Raw genomic sequence first — 22,497 nt, forward strand, 5'->3', positions numbered from 1 at the left:
CACTTAATTAAGCTTTTTTACCGGCTTTTTTGTGGTGTTTTTTAGCGGCCTGAGCTTTCTGCACTGGCGCTTTTTTGTGGTGTTTTTTAGCAGCCTGGGCTTTCTGAGCTGGCGCTTTTTTGTGGTGCTTTTTAGCGGCCTGAGCTTTCTGGGCTGGCGCTTTTTTGTGGTGCTTAGCTTTCTTGTGGTGCGTTGCTTTAGCTGGCGCTTTTTCAGCAGCAGCCGCTGGCGCAGCGGTAGTGGTGGTCGCAGCTGGCGCGGTGGTGGTAGCCGGAGCAGTAGCTGCAGTATCAGCAGCGAAAGCAACAGAAGACAGACCCATAGTGGCAGCAACGATCAGCGCTAATACTTTTTTCATCTTTAAATCCTCAGAGTGTTGTTTCGGTAAGCTCCGGTGGAGCCGTTGAAACAGATACTAGTGGAATCAAACTGCCGCTTCCGTGAGTGATTGGTTTCGCCGAGTAACCAAATGTACAAAGCCCAGACGCCGGCAAACACCTGCGTGACGGCGGTTTTTTTCCGTGATCGGCCACACAATTCTCGACATGGTCTACACTTAAAAGACATGTGTCGAAATGGAGAGCTGAATGTTTAAGAAAGCGGAAAGAACAGAACGCGATATCGATCAGGACGTCACTCTGTTGGCCGATACGCTGGATGAAGTGTTGCGCGAGTCCGGTGACAAGACCAAAGAGGAACTGAAAGAGCTGCACAGCAAGGCGAAAGGCGTGCTGCGCGACGCTCGGGCGCGGTTCAATGGCTCCACCAGTCTGACACAGCATGCGCGCGACGCGGTCGATCAAGCCGACAGCTACGTGCGTGACAAACCTTGGCAGGGCGTAGGGATCGGTGCCGCCGTCGGCATCGTGCTCGGCGTGCTGCTGGCCCGGCGTTAACACCCCTGCAGTCATAAAGATAAAACAGATGTGCGTCTGGCCCGCGGAAATCGCGGGCCGTTTAATTTAGGCGTTTGAACAGCTGCGCCAGCCCCTGCACCGCCCGCTCCGTCTCCTCTCGCCGGCTGAAATTGGCGAACCCCAGCAGTAACCCTTGCCCCACCGGATGGTCGATTCGCCAGTCCGACAACGCCTGCGCCGCCAGCCCCTGCTGCCAGGCTTGCGCCGCCAACGGCGCATCCGCCACGCCGTCGCGCAGCCGGGCCAACAGCTGAATGCCGCCCTGTTGCGGCACCGTCGTCAGCCACGCCCCCAGTTGCCGTTCCAGCGCCTGCGTCAACCACTCGCGCCGCTGACGGTACAGCGGCCGCATGCGTTTCAGGTGGCGGTAGAAATGCCCTTGTCGGATAAAATCCGCCACGCCGGCCTGCAGCAGCGGCGGGCACCCGCAGCCGCGCAGCCGACTGCTGCGCGCGAATGCCTCCGTCAGACCGACGGGCACCACCAGATAAGCCATGCGCAGCGCCGGGAACAGCGTTTTGCTGAAGGTGCCGGCGTACAGCACCCGCCCCTGAACATCGAGGCTTTTCAGCGGCGGCAGTGGCCGCCCGTGGTAGCGAAACTCGCTGTCGTAGTCATCCTCGAGGATCCAGGCCCCGCGCTGCTGCGCCCAGTCGAGCAGCGCCATGCGCCGCGTCAGGCTGAGCGAGACGCCGAGCGGGCTTTGATGGGTCGGCGTCACCACCGCCAGCCGCGCCTCAGGCGCCGTCAGCATACCGGCGGCCACGTCCATGCCCTGTTCATCCACCGGCACAGCGACCGGCCTGACGCCGGCGGCCCGCAGCAGCGGGCGCGTAACCGGATAGCCGGGATCTTCGATCCATACCGCATCGCCGGCGTGCAACAGCGTCTCCACCACCCAGTCCAACAGCGCCGGATAACCGGCACAGAGGAAAACCTGCTCCGGCCGGCAGCTGATGCCGCGCGACAAATGCAGATAATGGGCGATCGCCTCACGCAGCTCAGGCAGGCCGCCGGCCGGCGGCAGCGCCAGAGAGGCCACCGTGGAACCGCGCAGCTGACGGGCGACAATGCGCTGCCATAACGCCCGTGGAAACGCATCCAGCGCCGGTAGCCCCAGTTGGAAAGGCTGCAGCATACCCTGCGGTTGCAGCGGATCGGGCGCCATCGCCGCCAGCAGTGGCGCAGCGGATACCGCGCCCGACGGCATGTGCGGCAACTGTGGCGAGACATAGGTGCCCGCCTGCCCGCGACTCTGCAAAAAACCTTCGGCGATAAGTTGCGCGTAGGCGCTTTCCACCGTGGCGCGCGCCACGCCCAGATCGCTCGCCAACCCGCGCACTGAGGGCAACCGGCTGCCCGCCGCCAGGCTGCCCTGGGTAATGGCGTCTTTAATCCGCTGGTAAATCTGCCGGTACAGCGGCTCGGCGAGCCGGCTGTCCAGCCGCAGCGAGGTCAGGAAAGATGGCATCATGGCCCGGTTAAATAATCATTTTATGGCCCTATAGCATAGACCATAAGGCCGCTAAAGTAGCGCCATAATTTCGTTACTACCGATTGAGGTTGACCATGATTAAGCAACGTTTGAACTATGCCGAGCTGGCGCCCGCCCCGTACAAAAATATGGTGAGCGCGCTGATGGCGCTGGAGAAAGGCGCCCTGGACAAGGCGACCATCGAATTGATGTTTATGCGCGTTTCGCAGATCAACGGCTGCGCCTACTGCCTGGATATGCACGGCAAAGCGCTGCGCGAAAGCGGCTTCAGCCATGCCAAGCTGGATACGCTGGCGGGCTGGCGCGTCAGCCATGAATTCAGCGAGCGCGAACGCGCCGCGCTGGAATGGGCCGAGTCGGTGACGCTGATCGCCGCCACCGGCGCGCCGGACAGCGCTTTCGAGGCGCTGAAGGCGCACTTCAGCGACGTCGAGATCGCCGATCTGACCTTCGCCATCAGCATCATGAACGCCTTCAACCGGCTGGCCGTCAGCATGCGCCAGTAATACGCTCGCCTCCCCCTCTTGACTGAGAGGGGGAATTCCACACCCGCAAAAATTTTTTCCCTCGCCTTTTCCAGCCCCGACGCGGCCTGCGCCCCCACCCCCACAAAACACCATATATAGCGTGGTTGATAAAACAAATATCAACATATAGTATTTTATGGGTCAGCCGCAGGGAATGTCGTTCGGTTGATAACGCCGTCAGAAACGCCAGGAACGATGCTCCGTTATCTGACTTGTCCGCCTTTCCTTCAGCCTAAAGGTAAATGCGAATCATGAGCATTATTATTTACAGCAAACCGGACTGTGTCCAGTGCAACGCCACCTATCGCGCATTTGATAAACAGGGGATTGATTATCAGGTGATCGATCTCACCCAGGATCAGCAGGCGCTGAACCACGTAAAATCCTTAGGTTATCAGCAGGTTCCGGTGATTATCGCCGGTGACGATCACTGGTCCGGTTTCCGGCCGGACAAGATCGGCGCGCTGGCACTCACCTGCTGAGGCCCGCCGATGAATCCGCTGGTCTATTTCTCCAGCAGCTCGGAGAACACCCATCGGTTCGTTGAGAAACTGGGCCTGCCGGCGATCCGCATTCCGATCGCCGGCGCCCGCAGCAAATTGCTGATGGAACAACCCTATATCTTGATCGTACCCAGCTATGGCGGCGGCAGCGCCGTCGGCGCGGTGCCGATCCAGGTGATCCGCTTTCTCAACGTTCCGCAAAACCGTTCATACCTGCGCGGCGTCATCGCCGCCGGGAACACCAACTTCGGCGCAGCGTACGGCATCGCCGGCGACATCATCGCCAAAAAATGCCAGGTGCCTTTTTTGTACCGCTTCGAGCTGCTCGGCACGACGCAAGACGTTGAAAACGTTAGACAGGGAGTAACCGCATTTTGGCAACGACAGAATTGACCAGGCCCGAGACGGGCGCGCTGGATTACCATTCGCTCAACGCGATGCTCAATCTTTACGATGCGGAAGGTCGGATCCAGTTCGATAAAGATCGGCTGGCGGCGCGGCACTACTTCCTGCAGCACGTCAACCAAAACACCGTGTTCTTCCATAACCTGGAGGAAAAGCTGCGCTATCTGGTGGAGGAAGGCTACTACGAGCCGCAGGTGCTGGCGCAGTACGAATTCCCGTTTATCAAGCAGCTGTTCCAGCAGGCCTATGCCAAAAAATTCCGCTTCGAGACCTTCCTCGGCGCCTTCAAGTACTACACCAGCTATACGCTGAAAACCTTCGACGGCAAACGCTATCTGGAGCGCTACGAAGATCGGGTATGCATGGTGGCGCTGACGCTGGCGGCGGGCGACACCGGGCTGGCGCAGGATCTGGTGGAGGAGATGATTTCGGGCCGCTTCCAGCCGGCCACGCCGACTTTCCTCAACTGCGGCAAACGCCAGCGCGGTGAGCTGGTCTCCTGCTTCCTGCTGCGCATCGAAGACAATATGGAATCGATCGGCCGGGCGGTGAACTCCGCGCTGCAGCTGTCGAAACGCGGCGGCGGCGTGGCCTTCCTGCTGAGCAATATTCGCGAGGTGGGCGCGCCGATAAAGCGCATCGAGAACCAGTCCTCCGGCGTCATTCCGATCATGAAAATGCTCGAAGACGCCTTCTCCTACGCCAACCAGCTCGGCGCGCGCCAGGGGGCCGGCGCGGTGTATCTCAACGCCCACCACCCGGACATTCTGCGTTTCCTCGACACCAAGCGGGAAAACGCCGACGAGAAGATCCGCATCAAAACGCTGTCGCTGGGGGTGGTGATCCCGGATATCACCTTCGAGCTGGCGAAGAACAACGAAGAGATGTACCTGTTTTCGCCCTACGACGTCGAACGGGTGTACGGCGTGCCGTTTTCGGAGATTGCCGTTAGCGAGAAATATCGCGAGATGGTGGACGACAAGCGCATCCGCAAATCGCGCATCAACGCGCGCGAGTTCTTCCAGGTGCTGGCGGAGATCCAGTTCGAATCCGGCTACCCCTACGTGATGTTTGAGGACACGGTCAACCGGGAGAACCCGATCGCCGGGCGGATCAACATGAGCAACCTGTGTTCGGAGATCCTGCAGGTTAACCGCGCCAGCACGTATCACGAGGATCTGAGCTACGATCGCATCGGCAAGGACATCTCCTGCAACCTCGGCTCGCTGAACATCGCCAAAACCATGGACGCGCCGGACTTCGGCAAGGCGATTGAAACCGCGATCCGCGCGCTGACCGCGGTGGCCGACATGAGCGATATCCGCTCGGTGCCGTCAATAGCCGAGGGCAACCGCAGCGCCCGCGCCATTGGCCTGGGCCAGATGAACCTGCACGGTTACCTGGCGCGCGAGCGCATTTTCTACGGCTCGGAAGAAGGCATCGACTTCACCAACCTCTATTTCTATACCGTGGCCTATCACGCCCTCCGCGCCTCGAACCGGCTGGCGATAGAACGTGGCGGCGCCTTCGACGGCTTTGAGCACTCCCGCTATGCCAGCGGCGAGTACTTCGACAAGTACACCGAACGCGACTGGCTGCCGCAGACCGAGCGGGTGCGCGAGCTGTTCGCCGCCGCCGGCATCGCCATTCCGGGCCGCGACGAGTGGCGCGCGCTGCGCCAGTCGGTGATGATGCACGGGCTGTACAATCAGAACCTGCAGGCGGTGCCGCCGACCGGTTCCATCTCGTACATCAACAACGCCACCTCCAGCATCCATCCGATCGTCTCGCGCATCGAGATCCGCAAGGAAGGCAAGATCGGCCGCGTTTACTATCCGGCGCCCTACATGACCAACGACAACCTGGCGTATTACCAGGATGCCTACGAGATTGGTCCGGAAAAGATCATCGATACCTACGCCGCCGCTACGCAACACGTCGATCAAGGGCTGTCGCTGACGCTGTTCTTCCGCGATACCGCCACCACCCGCGACATCAACCGCGCGCAGATCTACGCCTGGCGCAAAGGCATCAAGACTATCTACTACATCCGCCTGCGCCAAATGGCGCTGGAAGGCACCGAGGTGCAGGGCTGCGTGTCCTGCGCGCTGTGAGGCAACTTATGACGACCCTAACATCGGCGCCGCTGGTGCGCGCCATCAACTGGAACATCATCGAAGACGACAAGGATCTGGAGGTGTGGAACCGCCTGACCTCCAACTTCTGGCTGCCGGAGAAGGTGCCGCTGTCCAACGATATCCCCTCTTGGGCCACGCTGACGCCAAAGGAACAGCAGCTGACCATTCGGGTGTTTACCGGGCTGACGCTGCTGGACACCATCCAGAACACCGTCGGTGCGCCGGCCCTGATAGCCGATGCGCTGACGCCGCACGAAGAGGCGGTGTACTCCAACATCAGCTTTATGGAGGCGGTGCACGCCCGTTCGTACAGCTCAATTTTCTCCACCCTGTGCCAAACGCCGGACGTGGACGACGCCTACCGCTGGAGCGAGGAAAACCGTGCACTGCAAAAGAAAGCCGGCATCATTCTGGCGCACTACCGCAGCGACGATCCGCTGCTGAAGAAGGTCGCCAGCGTGTTCCTCGAGTCGTTCCTGTTCTATTCGGGCTTTTATCTGCCGATGTACTGGTCGAGCCGCGCCAAGCTGACCAACACCGCCGATCTGATCCGCCTGATCATCCGCGACGAGGCGGTGCATGGCTACTATATCGGCTATAAATTCCAGAAAGGGCTGGAGAAAGTGGACGCCGCACGGCGCCAGCAGGTGAAAAACTTTGCCTTCGATCTGATGCAGGATCTGTACGATAACGAGGTGCGTTACACCGAGGAGCTGTACGACGGCGTCGGCTGGACGGAAGACGTGAAGACCTTCCTGCACTACAACGCCAACAAGGCGCTGATGAATCTGGGGTATGAGGCGCTGTTCCCACCGGCAATGGCGGAGGTCAACCCGGCGATCCTGTCGGCATTGTCGCCGAACGCCGATGAAAACCACGACTTCTTCTCCGGTTCAGGTTCATCTTACGTTATCGGCAAGGCGGTCAACACCGAGGATGAGGACTGGGATTTCTGAGGGCTGGCTGGCCGTATCAGGAAAAGGCTTTCGCGGGAGTGCGACGTGTCGTGCTCCCGCGACTATGTGTTTTGCTTGAAGGCCGCACGCAGCTCAAGCCGCCGCCAAATAGCGCGTTTCTCCGCGTCGCCGGCGGTCGGCCAGGCAGCGATCTCCGCCCGCGTGCGCCGGCATCCCCGGCACTGCTGGGTTTCGTCGTCGATGCGGCACAGGCTGACGCAGGGCGATCTCACGCCGTGCTGGAATTGCTGATTGTCACCCGCCATAAACCGCCCTTGATGTAATGTGTGCCGCCACAGGATACCCGATCCGGCGGCGGCGCGTCGTCAATCAGATGATGCCGCCGTTGGCGCGCAGGGTTTGGCCGTTGATCCAGCCGCCGTCGGCCCCGGCGAGGAAGGCCACCGCCGCAGCGATATCGTCCGGCATGCCCAGCCGCTCCAGCGGCGCCATCTTCGCCAGCCGCTCGATCAGCTCCGGCGTTTTGCCATCGAGGAACAGCCCGGTGGCGGTCGGCCCCGGCGCGACGGCGTTCACCGTGATATTGCGGCCGCGCAGCTCTTTTGCCAGCACGCTGGTCAACGCTTCTATCGCCGCCTTGCTGGCGGCGTACATGCCGTACCCCGGCTGCAGCAGCCCGACTACGCTGGAGGAGAAGTTGATGATGCGGCCGTTATCCCGCAGGCGTTTCGCCGCTTCACGCATCGTGTTGAAGCTGCCTTTCAGGTTGATGTCGATCAGACGATCCGCATCTTCATCACGCATGTCCGCCACCGGCGCCAGCGCGATCACCCCGGCGTTGTTGATCAGCACGTCGACGCCGCCAAACGCCTGTTCGGCGCTGTCGAACAATCGGGAAACCGCAGCCGCATCGCTGACGTCGGCTTTGGCGCCGAGCGCGCGGCCGCCCGCCTGTTCTATCTTGCGCACCAGCTCATCGGCCGGCGCCGGGTTGCCTGAATAGTTAATGATGACGGTAAAACCGTCGGCGGCCAGACGCTCGGCGATGGCGGCGCCGATGCCGCGCGATGCGCCGGTGACGATGGCGACGCGTTGAGTAGCGTGATTCATGAATATCTCCTCATCGGGTTAATGTACCGTCATCATGCACCTTTCGCTGTGTCGAATAATCCCCTATTCTTCGACATCACAATCCGAAATAAGCGAACAATTATCATGGACAGGATCGATGCCATGCGCCTGTTCACCCGCGTGGTGGAACAGCGTAGCTTTACCCAAGCGGCGCAGGATCTTAACCTGCCGCGCTCCACCGTGACCGACGCCATCAAACAGCTCGAAGCCCGGCTGCAAGTCAGGCTGCTACAGCGCACCACCCGCCACGTCAGCCCGACGCTGGACGGCGAAGCCTACTATCAGCGCTGTCTGAGCATTCTGGCGGACATCGAAGAGGCGGAGATGGCGTTCGCCGGCGCCAAACCACGCGGGCTGCTGCGCATCGAGGTGCACGGCACGCTGGCGCGCCATTTTTTGTTGCCCGATTTGCCTGATTTCTTGGCGCAATACCCGGATATCGAACTCTCTATGAGCGAAGGCGATCGGCTGGTGGACGCGCTGCGGGAAGGCATCGACTGCGTGGTGCGCGTCGGCAAACTGCGGGACAGCGACATGGTGGCGCGCCGCCTGGGCGAGCTGGAAGAGGTGACCTGTGCCGCCCCGGCCTACCTGCAGCGCTTCGGCACGCCGCAAAACCTGGACGATCTGCGCCATCACCGCATGGTGGGCTTTCGCTCTTCGGCGACCGGCGCGCTGATGCCGCTGGCGTTCACGGTGGCGGGGCAAGCGCAGCCCATCACGCTGCCGGCAACGGTGTCGGTCAACGCGGCGGAGAGCCTGGTCGCCGCCGCCCGCGCCGGGTTGGGCATCATTCAGGTGCCGCGCTATCACCTGCGCGGCGATCTGGCCGACGGCAGCCTGTTGCCGCTGCTGCCGGATTGGCCTTCTCCACCGATGCCGGTCTCGCTGCTTTATCCGCGCAACCGCCAGCTGTCGCCGCGGGTGCGCGTGTTTCTCGATTGGTTCAGCCGGGTGTTCGCCGAGCGGAACCGGTAGCGACCGAGTGCGTTACAGCGCGCCGTAATTCAGCGGCACCCAACCGTACCCTTCACCCTGGCGGTTCAGGTAGCCCAACCCTGGGAACGACAGGTGTGCGCCGCCCACCAACTCGCTCTGCCGCGCGCTATCGCCGAACACCCGCAGCCGCTGAGCGACCGCCGCCTTGGCGTCGCTGTCAAAGCTGATAGCCACCTTCGGATGCGGCATCTGTACCGCCGCCACGTGGATCAGATCCCCCAGCAACAGCAGCTTTTTGCCCTGGCTCGTCACCTGATACACGCTGTGCCCCGGCGTATGGCCGTGAGCGGCGAACGCAGCGATGCCTGGCGACAATTCACCGTCACCGCTGAACGGCTTAAAGTGGCCAACCGCCTGGTACGGCTTGATCGCCGCCATGGCCTTTTCGAAATTGCCTTTGTTCTGCGCTTTGGCCTGTTTCAGTTTGTCCGCGCTCAGCCAGAAGTCCGCGTCCTGGCTGGCGGCGCGCACCACCGCATTAGGGAATACCGCCTTGCCGTCGTGCGTCAGGCCGCCGAGGTGATCCGGGTGCATATGGGTCAGGTAGATCTCATCCACCTGCTCCGGCTGGTAGCCCGCCGCGCGCAGGTTATCCACCAGTTTGCCCAGACCGTCGCCCAGCAGCTGGCCGGCGCCGCTGTCGATCATCACCAGCTTGTCGCCGGTATTGATCAGATAGGCATTGACCGAGGTGACCACCGGCAGGCTTTGATGCCGCTCGGCCAACCCGGCGGCGATCTGCTGCGGCGTGGTGTTCAGCAACAGCTTGTCCGCCGGCAGGCGAATGACGCCGTCGGACAGCGCGGTCACTTCAAAGCTGCCCAGCATGATGCGATAAAATCCCGGCGTCGGGGTTTTGGCTTGCGGCGCGGCGGCCCCGGCCTGTAATGACATAACGGCCAGCGCCGCGCCCAGCAGACAACGTTTCCAGAACATGATGACTCCTTGCGAGAATTGAACAGCGCTAAGTATTGACGCAAAAAGCCCGATGCGCCTGTTTAATAAATGCCTTTGATAAATATATAAATAATATATTTATTATGAATAATTTTGTTTGCCGAGCCACACAACCCCAATCCATATTTTCTCGCTCGCCACTTGGTTATTTTCCTTACTCCCTAAACCAAGAGTGAGGAAATATCATGAACTATCAATTCGAAAATCTGGTCTTTGAAGGCGGCGGCGTAAAAGGCATCGCCTATGGCGGCGCGCTGGAATTGCTGGAAGCCAAAGGCATCATGCCGCAGATCAAGCAAACCTCCGGCGCCTCGGCGGGCGCCATCGCCGCGCTGCTGGTCGGCCTGGGCTGCAGCTCGGCGGACGTCACCAAAATTCTGTCGGCGATGGATTTTAAAAAATTCCTCGATTATAACGGCGGCTTTTTCGGTACGCTCCAGGACGCCTACCGCCTGTTCAATCAATACGGCATCGCGCCCGGCGATTATTTCTATCAATGGTCGCGCGATATTATCAAGCAATATACCGGCAAGCCGGATATTACCTTCGAGCAGTTCGAAGCGATGAAAGCGGCGAAAGGGTTCAAGTCGATTTACTTTATCGGCGCCAACCTCAACAGCGGCCAGCGCGAGGTCTATTCGCATCGCACCACGCCGCGCATGAAAGTGGCGGACGGCCTGCGCATTTCGATGTCGTTCCCGTTCGCCTTCGTGGCGAAGAACAATACCCTGGGCGACCTGTGCATCGACGGCGGCATGATCGACAACTACCCGGTGCGGCTGTTCGACTATGACTTCTCCGCCACGCCGCCTTATATCGACGCCTCCAGCCAGCGCATCAACACCCGCACCCTGGGCCTTCGCCTGGACTCCGCCGGCGAAATCGCCCAGGCCGCCGGGCAGGCAGGCCCGCGCACGCCGGTCAACAACCTGTTTGATTTCACCCTGGCGGTGGCCAACGTGATGCTGGACATCCAAACCAAGGTGCACCTGGACAGCGACGACTGGAAACGTACCGTGTATGTCGACACGCTTGACGTCGGCACGCTGGAGTTCGGCATCAGCGAGGAGAAGAAACGCGCGCTGATCGAATCCGGCCGCCGCGGCGTAGAGCGCTACTTCGCCTGGTACGACGCCGCCATGAAACAGGCGGCGTAACCCCCCATCCACCCCGCCCGCGCGTGCGGCCGGCGCGCGGGCAAAAAAATCCCCGCGGGGGCGGGGAAAGGCAAAGTAACGCTAAGGATTTCTAGGAGTTATACGAAGAATTTGGCCAACACCAGCAGCGACAGCGAGACGTTGATCGCCCCCCCGATCCGCGTGGCGATCTGGGCGAACGGCATCAGCGACATGCGATTGCCGGCGGTGAGGATCGCGACGTCGCCGGTGCCGCCCTGCCCGCTCTGGCAGCAGGAGACAATCGCCACGTCGATAGGGTGCATGCCGATTTTCTTGCCGACAAAGAAACCGGTCGCCACCAGCGCGCTGACGGTCGTGACGATCACGATCAGGTTCTGTACGGTGAACGCGTCCACCAGCTCCTGCCACGGCGTGATGGCCACGCCGACCGCGAACAGGATCGGATAAGTCACGGCGGTGCGGAAGAATTTGTACACCACCTGCGAGCCTTCCTGAATGCGCGGCGACACCCCGTGCGCCAGCTTCACCGCCACGGCGGCGAACAGCATGCCCACCGGCGCCGGCAGGCCGATCAGGCGGTGCAGCAACATGCCCACCATATACAGCAGGATGGCCAGCAACGCGCCGCAGGCGATGGTGCTGACGTCCACCTTGCCGCTGATTTTTTCCACCGCGTTCATGTCGCTGTCGCCCTGCTTGCTCGGCATCAGGCTGCCTTCGCCGGTCAGGTGCGGATAACGCTTGCCCAGCTGGTTGAGCAGGCCGGCGATGACGATGGCGGTCAGGCTGCCGAGCATCACGATCGGCAGAATGCGCCCCAACGCCACGCCCTGCTCCATGTGCAGGATCGCCGCGTAGCCCATCGACAGCGGGATCGCCCCTTCACCCACGCCGCCGGCCATGATCGGCAGGATCAGGAAGAAGAAGATCTGGAACGGCTCCAGGCCCAGCGCCATGCCGACGCCCATCCCCACCAGCATGCCGACGATCTCGCCGCACAGCATCGGAATGAAGATGCGCAGGAAGCCCTGGATCAGCACCTGGCGGTTCATGCTCATGATGCTGCCGACGATGATGCAGCAGATGTAGAGATAAAGAATGTTGGTCGATTTGTAGAACTTGGTGGTCGACTCCACCACCACGTCCGGCAGCAGGCCGTAGTGCACCAGCGCGGAAGGAATAAAGGTGGCGCAGATCGCCGCCGCGCCCATTTTGCCGATCAGCGGCAGGCGTTTGCCGAATTCGCCGCAGGCGAAGCCGAAGAACGCCAGGGTAGCCACCATCACCACGATATCGCTCGGCAGTTTGCCTTCCAGGCAGTCGAGCAGAATCAATACGCCGGCCAGAATAAAGAACGGTAACGGAATAATCCCTACTTTATAATTGTCCAGTATCCGCCACCATTTCTCACGCAGAGGAATATCGGCGGCCTTGTCTTTGGCTACGAGGTAAGAATCATCTGTTGTGCTCATAATCTGGCCTCTTATTAGTTTGTTCAGCCATCATAGAGAAGCGCACGGATTATCTGCTGTGATTATGTTCAAAGTTAAAAAGGGTTTTTAATGGTGGTTATGGTTTCTATGGGGTTAATTAAGATTATGTAAAAACCGACGTGGTTTTAATGGTGTTAATACCGCTTTTATTTTAAAGCTTATCAACTTTATCGCAGACGAACAATTCTCGTCCGGTTCACTCTAATCCCGTGTGAGGGATCACAAGTTGATCGGGCGCAATATTACAGACCCCGCTTCTCGTGATAGGGTAAGGCTTCAAGATCTCTTTACGGTGAAGCTCCGCCATGCGGCTCAAACTCTCATTTCAAATCAAGCTGTTTCTTTGCCTGGTGGCCTTCTCCTGCCTGCTGCTGACCTGTATCGGTGCCTATACCTATTACCAGCTGGATGCGCAGCTGCACCGCGATCTCGGCGCCCGCGCCCAGGTGCAGGCGCGGGAAATCGCCCTCATTCCTTCGCTGGTCGACGCCGTGGAAAACAACGACGCCGCCAGAATTGCCGCGCTGATGAAAAAAATCCGCGCCAGCAGCGACGCCAGTTATATCGTCATCGGCGATAATCACGCCCGCCATCTTTATCATTCCGAATATGAAGGCCGCCTGGGCACGCCGATGATCGGCGGTGATAATAAAGAGGTGCTGGAAGGAAAAAGCATTATTTCCATTCGCAAGGGCGGCATTGGCGTTTCATTACGCAGCAAGGCGCCGATCCTGGATGAAAATAATCACGTGATCGGCATCGTTTCCGTCGGCTATTTGAAATCGCATATCGATAATTTAAATGCCAGGACGTTGACGCAAATTATTGGCTCCATCGTCCTGCTGCTGATCGCCCTGTTCGTCTTTTCCTGGTTGCTGTCGAAAAACCTCAAGCGCCAGATGTTCTGGCTGGAGCCGAAAGAGATCGCGCTGCTGGTGCGCCAGCAAAAAGCGCTGCTGGAAGCCATCTATGAAGGGGTGATCGCCATCGATCCGCAGATGCGGATCATCACCATCAACCATGCGGCGCGCGAGTTGCTGGATCTGCACCAGCCCGCCGCCGGCTTGCTGGGCCGGCCGATCGGCGACGTGATTCAGGCACAGCCGAACTTCTTCGCCGCCGCGCAGCTGGGCCAGGATACGCACGACGAAGTGTGCCGCTTCAACCACGTGCGGGTGATCGCCAGCCGGGTGCGCATCATGCAGGAGCAGGAGCTGCAAGGCTGGGTGATCAGCTTCCGCGACAAGAACGATATCAATACCCTGAGCAGCCAGCTCAGCCAGGTGAAACGCTATGCCGACAATCTGCGCATCATGCGCCACGAGCAGTTGAACTGGACCGCCACGCTGGCCGGGCTGTTGCATATGCAGCGCTACGACGAGGCCATTCGCTATGTGGAAGCCCAGTCGGAGGGGGCGCAGGAAATCCTCGATTTCATCTCGCAGCGCTTCAGTTCAGCGGCGCTGTGCGGCCTGCTGCTGGGCAAATACTCCAGCGCCAGAGAAAAAGGCATCGAGCTGCGCTTCGATCCGGCCTGCCAGCTGCGACAGATCCCGGCGGCGCTGAATGAGACCGAACTGATGTCGATCGTCGGCAACCTGTTGGATAATGCGGTGGAGGCGACGCTGCACTGCCCAGCCCCGCACGACGCGATTGAGCTTTATATCAGCGACGGCAGCGACGAACTGGTGATCGAAGTGGCGGATCGCGGCACCGGCATCGCCGAGGAGATTCGTGATACGCTGTTTGAACAGGGCGTCACCACCAAAGCGGATAAAAGCGACCACGGCATCGGCCTGCATCTGGTCGCCAGCCACGTGGCGCAGGCGCACGGCAGTATAGAAGTGTCGGACAACGAGCCGCACGGCGCGATATTCTCTATATTTATCCCTAAATAAAACCCATAACCCGATTTTTTGAGCACCCGATTATGTCACACCAAGCACTGGACGTTCTGATCGTGGAAGACGAGCCGCAACTGGCGACACTGCACGCGGAGTTCATCGAGAAAAATTTCAACCTGCGGGTGGTGGCTTACGCCGCCACGCTGGCCGAAGCACGAGCCAAAGCCAATGCGCATCAGCCGCGGCTGATCCTGCTGGATAACTTTCTGCCGGACGGCCAGGGCATCGAGCTGATGGAAGAACCGGCGGTGAAGAACCCCGCCTGCTCGGTGATCTTCATCACCGCCGCCAGCGACATGCATACCTGCAGCCAGGCGATCCGCAACGGCGCCTTCGATTACATCATCAAGCCGGTGTCCTACAAGCGGCTGCGCAATTCGCTCGAACGCTTCATGCAGTTTGTGCAGACCCAGCGCACCTTCAAGATCATCGATCAGGATAACGTCGATGCGCTGTACAATCTGCAGTCGAAGCAGTTCTCCAGCGAGCCGAGCGCCAAAGGCATCGAAACCAATACCCTCGAGCTGGTGCAGGCGCTGTTTATCGCCCAGCCGGCGGTGGCGCATGCGGTGGAAGACGTGGTTGAGCAGGTCGGCATCAGCAAGACCACCGCCCGCCGTTATCTGGAATACTGCGTCGCCACCCAGTTCGTGCGGGTGGAAATGTTGTACGGCAATATTGGCCATCCGCGGCGGCTGTATCGCAAGGCCTGAGGCTGCCATCTGGCTGTCATATTACGGCGATAACATAGCGCTCGACGATATCCCCCTCGATATCGGCACCTGTCGTTAAAACTGATGAAATACTGATGACTTTTACCCGGCCTCTGGTCGGGTTTTTTATTATCCGAACGGCAGGCGTAAAACCGAAATAGCGCATTGCCCCACGCCGCGTTATTTCCCCGAAAACCAAACCATTATGGTGAATAACGGCCATCAATTTTGAGTCACGGGCCAAATTACCATAACTAATTAAAACCTTGATGTAAACCACTAATATCCCATTTAAATGACATTGAGGGTTGTCTCAGATATTCACTGTGTTAGGGTAAAAAGCTCTTTTATTTTGCTAAGGACAGCCCATAACGCGTTAATTAAACCAGAGGAAACAGCAAATTGCATGGCAATTAAACTCGAAGTAAAGAACCTGTATAAGATATTTGGCGAACACCCGGAACGCGCATTCAAACTGCTGGATAAAGGTCTGACAAAAGATCGGCTTTTTGAAAAAACCGGCTTATCGCTCGGCGTAAAAGACGCCACTCTGGCCATTGAAGAAGGCGAGATATTTGTCATCATGGGGCTCTCCGGTTCCGGCAAGTCCACCCTGGTACGCCTTCTCAATCGTCTGATAGAACCCACTCGCGGTCAGGTGCTGATCGACGGTGAGGACATCGCCAAAATATCTGACACCGCGCTGCGCGCCGTGCGGCGAAATAAGATCAGCATGGTATTTCAGTCATTCGCGCTGATGCCGCACATGAATGTCATTAATAACACCGCCTTCGGTATGGAATTAGCCGGCATACCGCTGCAGGAGCGCCAGGAAAAAGCGCTGGATGCCCTGCGTCAGGTCGGGCTGGAGAATTATGCGCTGTCTTATCCGGATGAATTATCCGGCGGCATGCGCCAGCGCGTGGGATTAGCCCGTGCCCTGGCCAATAACCCGGATATATTATTGATGGACGAAGCCTTCTCGGCGCTCGATCCGTTAATTCGTACCGAAATGCAGGATGAGCTGGTGAAATTACAGGCCCAGCATCAGCGCACCATCGTGTTTATTTCCCACGATCTGGACGAAGCGATGCGCATCGGCGATCGCATCGCCATCATGCAGGGCGGTGAGGTGATCCAGGTCGGCACGCCGGACGAGATCCTGAACAACCCGGCCAACGATTATGTACGCACCTTCTTCCGCGGCGTGGACATCAGTCATGTATTCAGCGCCAAGGATATCGCCCAACGGCGCCCGGTGACGCTGATCCGCAAAACCCCCGGCTTTGGCCCCCGATCGGCGCTGCAGCTGCTGCGCGATGAGGACCGTGATTATGGTTATGTTGTTGAACGCGGAAAGAAATTTATCGGCGTAGTGTCGATAGAGTCGCTGAAAAAGGCGCTGTCCGCCAATCAAACGCTGGACGATGCCCTGCTCGAGGCCCCCGCCGCCGTGCCGGCCGACACGCCGCTCAGCGATCTGATTTCCCTGGTCGCCCAGGCGCCGTGCGCGGTGCCGGTGGTGTGCGAAGAACATAACTATCTCGGCATCATCTCCAAGGCCATGCTGCTGCAGGCGTTGGACAAGGAGGGCTCCGCCAATGAGTGATACTACGCAAACCCAAGATCCCTGGGCTACCGCACCGGCCGATACCGGCGCCGCACCCGCAAACGATGCCGCCGCCAACGCCGGCGACGCCTGGTCCAGCGCGCCGCCGCCGGCCGCCCATGACGCCGCCGCGTCAGGCGCCGATTGGCTCAGCAGCGCCCCGGCGCAGCCGGAACACTTCAGCCTGCTCGATCCGTTCCACAAAGCCTGGGTGCCGTTCGATACCTGGGTCACGCAGGGCATCGACTGGCTGGTGCTGCACTTCCGCCCGCTGTTCCAGGGCATCCGCGTGCCGGTGGACATGATCCTGAGCGGCTTCCAGCAATTGCTGCTGGGCATGCCGGCGCCGATCGCCATTCTGGTGTTCTCGCTGCTCGCCTGGCAGGTCTCGGGCCTCGGCATGGGCGCCGCCACGCTGCTCTCACTGGTCGCCATCGGCGCCATCGGCGCCTGGTCGCAGGCGATGGTCACGCTGGCGCTGGTGCTGACTGCGCTGTTCTTCTGCATTCTTATCGGCCTGCCGCTCGGCATCTGGCTGGCGCGCAGCAAACACGCCGCCAAGGTGATAAGACCGCTGCTCGACGCCATGCAGACCACCCCGGCCTTCGTCTACCTGGTGCCAATCGTCATGCTGTTCGGCATCGGCAACGTGCCGGGCGTGGTGGTCACCATCATCTTCGCGCTGCCGCCGATCGTGCGCCTGACCATTCTGGGCATCAAGCAGGTGCCGGAGGATCTGATCGAGGCCGCCGAATCCTTCGGCGCCAGCCCGCGTCAGCTGCTGTTCAAGGTGCAGCTGCCGCTGGCGATGCCGACCATCATGGCCGGCGTGAACCAGACGCTGATGTTGGCGCTGTCGATGGTCGTCATTGCCTCGATGATCGCCGTCGGCGGACTGGGGCAGATGGTACTGCGCGGCATCGGCCGGCTGGACATGGGCCTGGCCGCCGTCGGCGGCGTCGGCATCGTGATCCTGGCGATCATTCTCGATCGCCTCACCCAATCGTTGGGGCGCGATCGCCGCAGCAAAGGCATCGGCCGCTGGTATCGCCGCGGCCCCATCGGGCTGCTGACTCGCCCGTTCATCAAACAAGCCTGACGCTTTTCCCGCCGGCGGCTGCGGCCCCGGCGGGCTATGACACACCACATCGAAAAAAGGGGAAACACTATGCGCACTACGGGCATCTGGGCTCTCGCCCTGACGACGCTGATTGGCTCACAGAGCGTGAGCGCGGCAGATTTACCCGGCAAGGGGATCGCGGTACAGCCGGTGCAAAGCACCATTTCCGAAGAGACCTTCCAGACGCTGCTGGTCAGCAAGGCGCTGGAAAAATTGGGTTACGACGTGAAGGAACCGCGTGAAGTGGATTACAACGTCGCCTACACCTCGATCGCCTCCGGCGACGCGACCTTCATCGCGGTCAACTGGGATCCGCTGCATGCCGATCAGTACAAGGCCGCCGGCGGCGACGCCAAGTTCTATCGCGAAGGCGTCTACGTCAACGGCGCCGCACAGGGCTACCTGATCGACAAGAAAACCGCCGAGCAATATCACATCACCAACGTCGAGCAGCTCAAGGATCCCAAGATCGCCAAGCTGTTCGATACCAACGGCGACGGCAAGGCCGATCTGACCGGCTGCACCCCGGGCTGGGGCTGCGAAGCGGTAATTAACCACCACATCAAGGCCTACGGCCTGAGCAATACCGTCGAACACAACCAGGGCAACTACGCGGCGATGATCGCTGACACCATCACCCGCTACAAAGAGGGCAAACCGGTGCTGTATTATACCTGGACGCCGTACTGGGTCAGCGATGTGATGGTGCCGGGGCGCGACGTGGTCTGGCTGCAGGTGCCGTTCTCCTCCCTGCCGGGCGAGCAAAAGAACGTCGACACCAAGCTGCCTAACGGCGCCAACTACGGCTTCCCGGTCAACACCATGCGTATCGCCGCCAACAAGCAGTGGGCCGAAGCCAATCCGGCGGCCGCCAAGCTGTTCGCCATCATGAAGCTGCCGATCGCCGACATCAACGCGCAAAACCTGCGCATGCATGAAGGCCAGGCTTCGGAAGCTGACATCCAGAACCACGTCAACGGCTGGATCAAGGCGCACCAGGCCACCTTCGACGGCTGGGTGAAAACCGCCGCCGAAGCGGCGAAGCCGTAACCGTTCAGGGGCGCCGCCTGTGCCGCGCCCCTACCCCGCCATATCGATGCCGCTGAAATGCAAAAAGCGCTCGGCGATAGTCGACATGGGCTGCGGCCAAATGCAATACACCTGGCGCCGCGGCCCGTCTTCTATCGGGATCGACACCAGCGCGCTTAAGCGTTGCGCGGTCGAGATCGGTACAATGCCCGCCGCCAGCCCCCGTCGCACCAAATTCTCCAGCCATTCGATATGATCGATTTCAAAACTGACGTGCCGACGGATGCCCGCCGCCTGAAAGGCGCGATCGGTTTGGCGCCGCGCGCCGGTGCCGCTGTAGAAATCCACCAGCGGCACTTCCGCCAGCGCCTGCAGGTTCACCCGCTCGCGGCCGGCCAGCGGATGCTGCGGCGCCACCAACGCCACCAGCGGCTCATCGGCCAACTGCCGGTGCGACATCGGCAACAGATCAGCATCGCCCGGCCAGATGCCGACGAACGCCATATCGCATTTTTGCTGGCGCACATCTTCCAACAGCGCTTCGCTCATGCCGACGTACAGGCGGATATTGACCGCCGGATAGTGGCGGTGAAACTTGTCGAGCCTTTCGGTCAGAGCCATCACGTTTATCGTTGAAATGGTGCCGATGGTCAGGGTGCCGGACACCGCGCCATCGGCCGCCGTCACCTCCTCCACCAGCGCCTGCTGCGCCGCCAGCAGGCGCTGCGCAGGGGCGACAAAAGCCTGGCCGGCGGGGGTCAACCGCACCCGACGCGAAGTGCGTTCAAACAGCGTACAGCCCAGCTCTTCTTCCAGTTTGGCGATCTGGTGGCTGAGCGCCGACTGCACCGTATGGCAGCGCTGCGCCGCCCGGGTAAAGTTCAGCTCTTCCGCCACCGCCAGCGCATAGCGGATCTGTTTCAGGTTCATGGTATCTATCTTGAAATGAGATAAATAAAATGAAAATTATACATTGGTTTCCCGGCCTGCGTTGCCGGATACTGCGCGCCATCTTATTCCCGTGATGAAAAAACCATGAGTCAACAAAACGCCCACCCGGGCCTCAGCCCGGCGCTGACCGTGCTGATCGCCATCGCTACCGGCCTGGCGGTCGCCAGCAACTATTACGCGCAGCCGCTGCTGGAAACCATCGCCACCGGCTTCAACCTGTCGGTCAATCAGGCCGGCTTTATCGTTACCGCCGCGCAGCTGGGTTACGCCACCGGGCTGCTGCTGCTGGTGCCGCTCGGCGATATGTTCGAGCGCCGCGGGCTGATCGTGTTCATGACGCTGCTGGCCGCCGGGGGCATGCTGATCACCGCCACCTCCGCCACCCTGCCGATGATGATCCTCGGCACCGCGCTCACCGGGCTGTTCTCGGTGGTGGCGCAGATTCTGGTGCCGCTGGCCGCCACGCTGGCCCACCCGGAAAAGCGCGGCAAGACCGTCGGCATCATCATGAGCGGCCTGCTGCTCGGCATCCTGCTGGCACGCACCGTCGCGGGCGCGCTGGCATCGTTCGGCGGCTGGCGCACCATCTACTGGGTCGCCAGCGTGCTGATGATCCTGATGGCGCTGATCCTGTGGCGCGCGCTGCCGCGCTATAAGCAACACTCCGGGCTGAACTACCCGCAACTGCTGGCCTCGATCTTCAGCCTGTTCTGCCGCACGCCGCTGCTGCGCACCCGCGCCATCCTCGGCGCCCTGTCGTTCGCCAACTTCAGCGTGCTCTGGACCTCCATGGCCTTTCTGCTCGCCGCGCCGCCGTTCAACTATTCCGAGGGGGTGATCGGGCTGTTCGGCCTGGTGGGCGCCGCCGGGGCGCTGGCCGCTTCGCGCGCCGGGCATCTGGCGGACAAGGGCAAAGCCGGATTGACCACCACCGTCGGCCTGGTGCTGCTGCTGCTGTCCTGGATACCTATCGCGTTCGCCAAACAATCGCTGTGGGCGCTGATCGCCGGCATCCTGATCCTCGATCTGGCGGTGCAGGCGGTACACGTCACCAACCAGAGCGTGATGTACCGCATCATGCCGGACGCACGCAACCGCCTGACCGCCGGCTACATGACCAGCTACTTTATCGGCGGCGCCCTCGGTTCACTGCTCTCCGCCTCGGCCTATCAGCATGCCGGCTGGTACGGCGTGGCCGCCGCCGGCGGGGTGTTATGCCTGCTCAACCTGCTGACCTGGTGGCTCGGCAAGCACCACGATCCGCAGGGGCCGGCGACAATCTGATTATCGTGCAAATAGTCACTTAAGAAATTTATTAGCGGTGCAGGGTATAAACATTACTTACTCTCTGGTAATGTTCTGGGCATAAACTATTGAAGTCCTATCTACCCTGCGACCCACAACCATGCAAAGCCAAGCTGCAGACAGCCTCAATCCGCCCGCCGTCAGCGCCACCTTCGCCAACGGCGTCGTCGACAGTTTGCCGATCGTCATCGGGTATGTCCCGGTGGCGTTCGCCTTCGGCCTCAGCGCCGTCAAACTGGGCTTTTCCCCGCTGGAAAGCATTTTCTTCTCCTGCATCATCTACGCCGGCGCCAGCCAGTTCGTGATCACCGCCCTGCTGAGCGCCGGAATGTCGCTGTGGGTCTCCGCGTTGACGGTGATGGCGATGGACGTGCGCCACCTGCTGTACGGCCCGGCGCTGCGTCACCGCATCGTCTCGCGCATGTCGCCCGGTAAAACGGCGATATGGGCCTTTGGCCTGACCGATGAGGTCTTCGCCGCCGCTACCGCCAGGCTGATGCGCAATAACCGCAGCTGGAGCGAAAACTGGATGCTGGGCATCGCGCTCTGTTCCTGGCTTTCCTGGGTGGCCGGCACCGCGCTCGGCGCGCTGTTCGGCAACGGCCCGCTGGAGCAGTTCCCGGTGATCGAAGCCTCGCTGGCCTTCATGCTGCCGGCGCTGTTTCTCAGTTTCCTGCTGGCCGCCTTCCGGCGCCCGCAGAGTCTGACTATCGCCGCCGCGCTGGCCGGCGCGCTGCTCGGCGTGGTGCTGTTCTCCATTCCGGTCGCCATTTTGGCCGGCATCGGCGCCGGCTGCATCGCCGCCCTGTTCCAGCCCGCCCCTGCGGAGGCCAACCATGAACACTGATGTGCTGGTGATCGGCCTGGTGGTGGGCTGCGCCAATTACCTGTTCCGTTATCTGCCACTGCGGCTGGCGCCGGCACGCGCCCAGCCCGGCCTCAAACGCGGTAAAGCCGCTCTGTTGCTCGACAGCATCGGCATCGCCTCGATCTGCGCCCTGCTGGTGGTCTCCAGCACGCCGGTGGTGATGCGCGAACCGGACAAGCTGCTGCCCACATTGGCGGGGTTCGCCGCGCTGGCGCTGTGCTTCTACCGCAGCAAAAGCATCATTCTGTCGACGCTGCTCGGCGCGACGGCCTTTGGCGTCACATTAAAGCTGTTAATGCTTTTCGGTCCGGGCTGACGCCGCTCCCGATCGTTTGGCTTCGCTTTGGCGTTTTCAGGCGCCACATCTTTACAAACTC

24 protein-coding genes are annotated in these 22,497 nt (G+C 60.6%); 16 read left to right on the forward strand and 8 right to left on the reverse strand.

What is annotated here, in order from left to right:
* Positions 1–7: 7 nt before the first annotated feature.
* Positions 8–358, reverse strand: coding sequence for an acid resistance repetitive basic protein Asr (gene asr / locus QDT79_RS23280; protein ID WP_004928953.1), 351 nt, complete (start codon positions 356–358; stop codon positions 8–10).
* Between the two features lie 229 nt (positions 359–587).
* Between asr and QDT79_RS23285 the strand changes: the two genes are divergently transcribed.
* Entirely contained in the window at positions 588–896 is a 309-nt protein-coding gene (locus QDT79_RS23285) for an ElaB/YgaM/YqjD family protein (RefSeq protein ID WP_004928950.1), read from the forward strand.
* Between the two features lie 61 nt (positions 897–957).
* Here QDT79_RS23285 and pdxR read toward each other — a convergent pair whose 3' ends face one another.
* Entirely contained in the window at positions 958–2,391 is a 1,434-nt protein-coding gene (gene pdxR / locus QDT79_RS23290) for a MocR-like pyridoxine biosynthesis transcription factor PdxR (RefSeq protein ID WP_308317130.1), read from the reverse strand.
* A gap of 95 nt (positions 2,392–2,486) precedes the next feature.
* Here pdxR and QDT79_RS23295 point away from each other — a divergent pair, with 95 nt between their 5' ends.
* The 5 genes from QDT79_RS23295 to nrdF all read left to right on the forward strand — a co-directional run bounded on the left by QDT79_RS23295 (position 2,487) and on the right by nrdF (position 6,941).
* A complete protein-coding gene (locus tag QDT79_RS23295; RefSeq protein ID WP_130018113.1) occupies positions 2,487–2,918 on the forward strand; it encodes a carboxymuconolactone decarboxylase family protein in 432 nt (143 codons plus the stop codon).
* Positions 2,919–3,190: 272 nt separating this feature from the next.
* Complete coding sequence (nrdH, locus tag QDT79_RS23300) at positions 3,191–3,421, forward strand: glutaredoxin-like protein NrdH (RefSeq protein WP_004928934.1); 231 nt, start codon at positions 3,191–3,193, stop codon at positions 3,419–3,421.
* A 9-nt stretch (positions 3,422–3,430) separates the two neighbouring features.
* Positions 3,431–3,835, forward strand: a complete 405-nt coding sequence (gene nrdI, locus QDT79_RS23305) for a class Ib ribonucleoside-diphosphate reductase assembly flavoprotein NrdI (RefSeq protein ID WP_004928930.1) — start codon at positions 3,431–3,433, stop codon at positions 3,833–3,835.
* Positions 3,817–5,961: a class 1b ribonucleoside-diphosphate reductase subunit alpha gene (gene nrdE, locus QDT79_RS23310; protein ID WP_074181253.1), complete on the forward strand. Its 2,145-nt coding sequence runs from the start codon at positions 3,817–3,819 to the stop codon at positions 5,959–5,961. The genes nrdI and nrdE overlap by 19 nt, the downstream gene beginning before the upstream one ends.
* A gap of 8 nt (positions 5,962–5,969) precedes the next feature.
* Positions 5,970–6,941: a class 1b ribonucleoside-diphosphate reductase subunit beta gene (nrdF, locus tag QDT79_RS23315; RefSeq protein WP_025303987.1), complete on the forward strand. Its 972-nt coding sequence runs from the start codon at positions 5,970–5,972 to the stop codon at positions 6,939–6,941.
* A 62-nt stretch (positions 6,942–7,003) separates the two neighbouring features.
* Here nrdF and QDT79_RS23320 read toward each other — a convergent pair whose 3' ends face one another.
* The gene (locus tag QDT79_RS23320) at positions 7,004–7,207 is read right to left on the reverse strand and encodes a DUF1289 domain-containing protein (protein ID WP_063990632.1); all 204 of its coding nucleotides are present in this window, start codon (positions 7,205–7,207) and stop codon (positions 7,004–7,006) included.
* Between the two features lie 64 nt (positions 7,208–7,271).
* On the reverse strand, positions 7,272–8,012 hold the full coding sequence (locus tag QDT79_RS23325) for an SDR family oxidoreductase (protein WP_308317131.1): 741 nt from the start codon (positions 8,010–8,012) through the stop codon (positions 7,272–7,274).
* 105 nt (positions 8,013–8,117) lie between these two features.
* Here QDT79_RS23325 and QDT79_RS23330 point away from each other — a divergent pair, with 105 nt between their 5' ends.
* On the forward strand, positions 8,118–9,011 hold the full coding sequence (locus QDT79_RS23330) for a LysR family transcriptional regulator (RefSeq protein WP_063990634.1): 894 nt from the start codon (positions 8,118–8,120) through the stop codon (positions 9,009–9,011).
* 12 nt (positions 9,012–9,023) lie between these two features.
* Here the strand turns inward: QDT79_RS23330 and QDT79_RS23335 are convergent, their stop codons facing one another.
* Positions 9,024–9,968 (reverse strand): MBL fold metallo-hydrolase, encoded by a 945-nt coding sequence (locus tag QDT79_RS23335; protein ID WP_107228091.1) that lies wholly within the window; start codon positions 9,966–9,968, stop codon positions 9,024–9,026.
* Positions 9,969–10,174: 206 nt separating this feature from the next.
* On the opposite strand from QDT79_RS23335, the gene QDT79_RS23340 reads away from it, so the two are divergent.
* Positions 10,175–11,146: a patatin-like phospholipase family protein gene (locus QDT79_RS23340; protein ID WP_308317132.1), complete on the forward strand. Its 972-nt coding sequence runs from the start codon at positions 10,175–10,177 to the stop codon at positions 11,144–11,146.
* Positions 11,147–11,244: 98 nt separating this feature from the next.
* Here the strand turns inward: QDT79_RS23340 and QDT79_RS23345 are convergent, their stop codons facing one another.
* On the reverse strand, positions 11,245–12,600 hold the full coding sequence (locus QDT79_RS23345; protein ID WP_033635692.1) for a 2-hydroxycarboxylate transporter family protein: 1,356 nt from the start codon (positions 12,598–12,600) through the stop codon (positions 11,245–11,247).
* Between the two features lie 326 nt (positions 12,601–12,926).
* On the opposite strand from QDT79_RS23345, the gene QDT79_RS23350 reads away from it, so the two are divergent.
* Both QDT79_RS23350 and QDT79_RS23355 read left to right on the forward strand, forming a co-directional pair.
* Positions 12,927–14,519 carry an ATP-binding protein gene (locus QDT79_RS23350; protein ID WP_130018108.1) on the forward strand — a complete coding sequence of 531 codons (1,593 nt, stop codon included), beginning with the start codon at positions 12,927–12,929 and terminating at the stop codon, positions 14,517–14,519.
* Positions 14,520–14,551: 32 nt separating this feature from the next.
* Positions 14,552–15,238: a response regulator gene (locus QDT79_RS23355; RefSeq protein ID WP_033635694.1), complete on the forward strand. Its 687-nt coding sequence runs from the start codon at positions 14,552–14,554 to the stop codon at positions 15,236–15,238.
* 16 nt (positions 15,239–15,254) lie between these two features.
* Here the strand turns inward: QDT79_RS23355 and QDT79_RS23360 are convergent, their stop codons facing one another.
* Positions 15,255–15,518 carry a hypothetical protein gene (locus QDT79_RS23360; RefSeq protein WP_130018107.1) on the reverse strand — a complete coding sequence of 88 codons (264 nt, stop codon included), beginning with the start codon at positions 15,516–15,518 and terminating at the stop codon, positions 15,255–15,257.
* A 126-nt stretch (positions 15,519–15,644) separates the two neighbouring features.
* On the opposite strand from QDT79_RS23360, the gene proV reads away from it, so the two are divergent.
* From proV to proX, 3 genes are all read left to right on the forward strand, one after another.
* Positions 15,645–16,847: a glycine betaine/L-proline ABC transporter ATP-binding protein ProV gene (gene proV, locus QDT79_RS23365; protein ID WP_063990638.1), complete on the forward strand. Its 1,203-nt coding sequence runs from the start codon at positions 15,645–15,647 to the stop codon at positions 16,845–16,847.
* Complete coding sequence (gene proW / locus QDT79_RS23370; protein ID WP_063990639.1) at positions 16,840–17,946, forward strand: glycine betaine/L-proline ABC transporter permease ProW; 1,107 nt, start codon at positions 16,840–16,842, stop codon at positions 17,944–17,946. The genes proV and proW overlap by 8 nt, the downstream gene beginning before the upstream one ends.
* Before the next feature lie 69 nt (positions 17,947–18,015).
* Positions 18,016–19,017 carry a glycine betaine/L-proline ABC transporter substrate-binding protein ProX gene (gene proX / locus QDT79_RS23375; RefSeq protein WP_033635697.1) on the forward strand — a complete coding sequence of 334 codons (1,002 nt, stop codon included), beginning with the start codon at positions 18,016–18,018 and terminating at the stop codon, positions 19,015–19,017.
* 30 nt (positions 19,018–19,047) lie between these two features.
* On the opposite strand, the gene QDT79_RS23380 is transcribed toward proX, so the two are convergent.
* Positions 19,048–19,926, reverse strand: a complete 879-nt coding sequence (locus QDT79_RS23380; protein WP_038872847.1) for a LysR family transcriptional regulator — start codon at positions 19,924–19,926, stop codon at positions 19,048–19,050.
* Positions 19,927–20,031: 105 nt separating this feature from the next.
* Between QDT79_RS23380 and QDT79_RS23385 the strand changes: the two genes are divergently transcribed.
* The 3 genes from QDT79_RS23385 to ygaH all read left to right on the forward strand — a co-directional run bounded on the left by QDT79_RS23385 (position 20,032) and on the right by ygaH (position 22,436).
* Entirely contained in the window at positions 20,032–21,231 is a 1,200-nt protein-coding gene (locus tag QDT79_RS23385) for an MFS transporter (protein WP_033632267.1), read from the forward strand.
* A gap of 121 nt (positions 21,232–21,352) precedes the next feature.
* Positions 21,353–22,099, forward strand: a complete 747-nt coding sequence (locus tag QDT79_RS23390) for an AzlC family ABC transporter permease (protein ID WP_149559538.1) — start codon at positions 21,353–21,355, stop codon at positions 22,097–22,099.
* Positions 22,089–22,436, forward strand: coding sequence for an L-valine transporter subunit YgaH (gene ygaH, locus QDT79_RS23395; RefSeq protein WP_025304001.1), 348 nt, complete (start codon positions 22,089–22,091; stop codon positions 22,434–22,436). Before QDT79_RS23390 ends, ygaH begins: the two co-directional genes overlap by 11 nt.
* Positions 22,437–22,497: the final 61 nt, after the last annotated feature.

This window comes from Serratia marcescens (assembly GCF_029846115.1).
Lineage (GTDB): Bacteria > Pseudomonadota > Gammaproteobacteria > Enterobacterales > Enterobacteriaceae > Serratia > Serratia marcescens_L.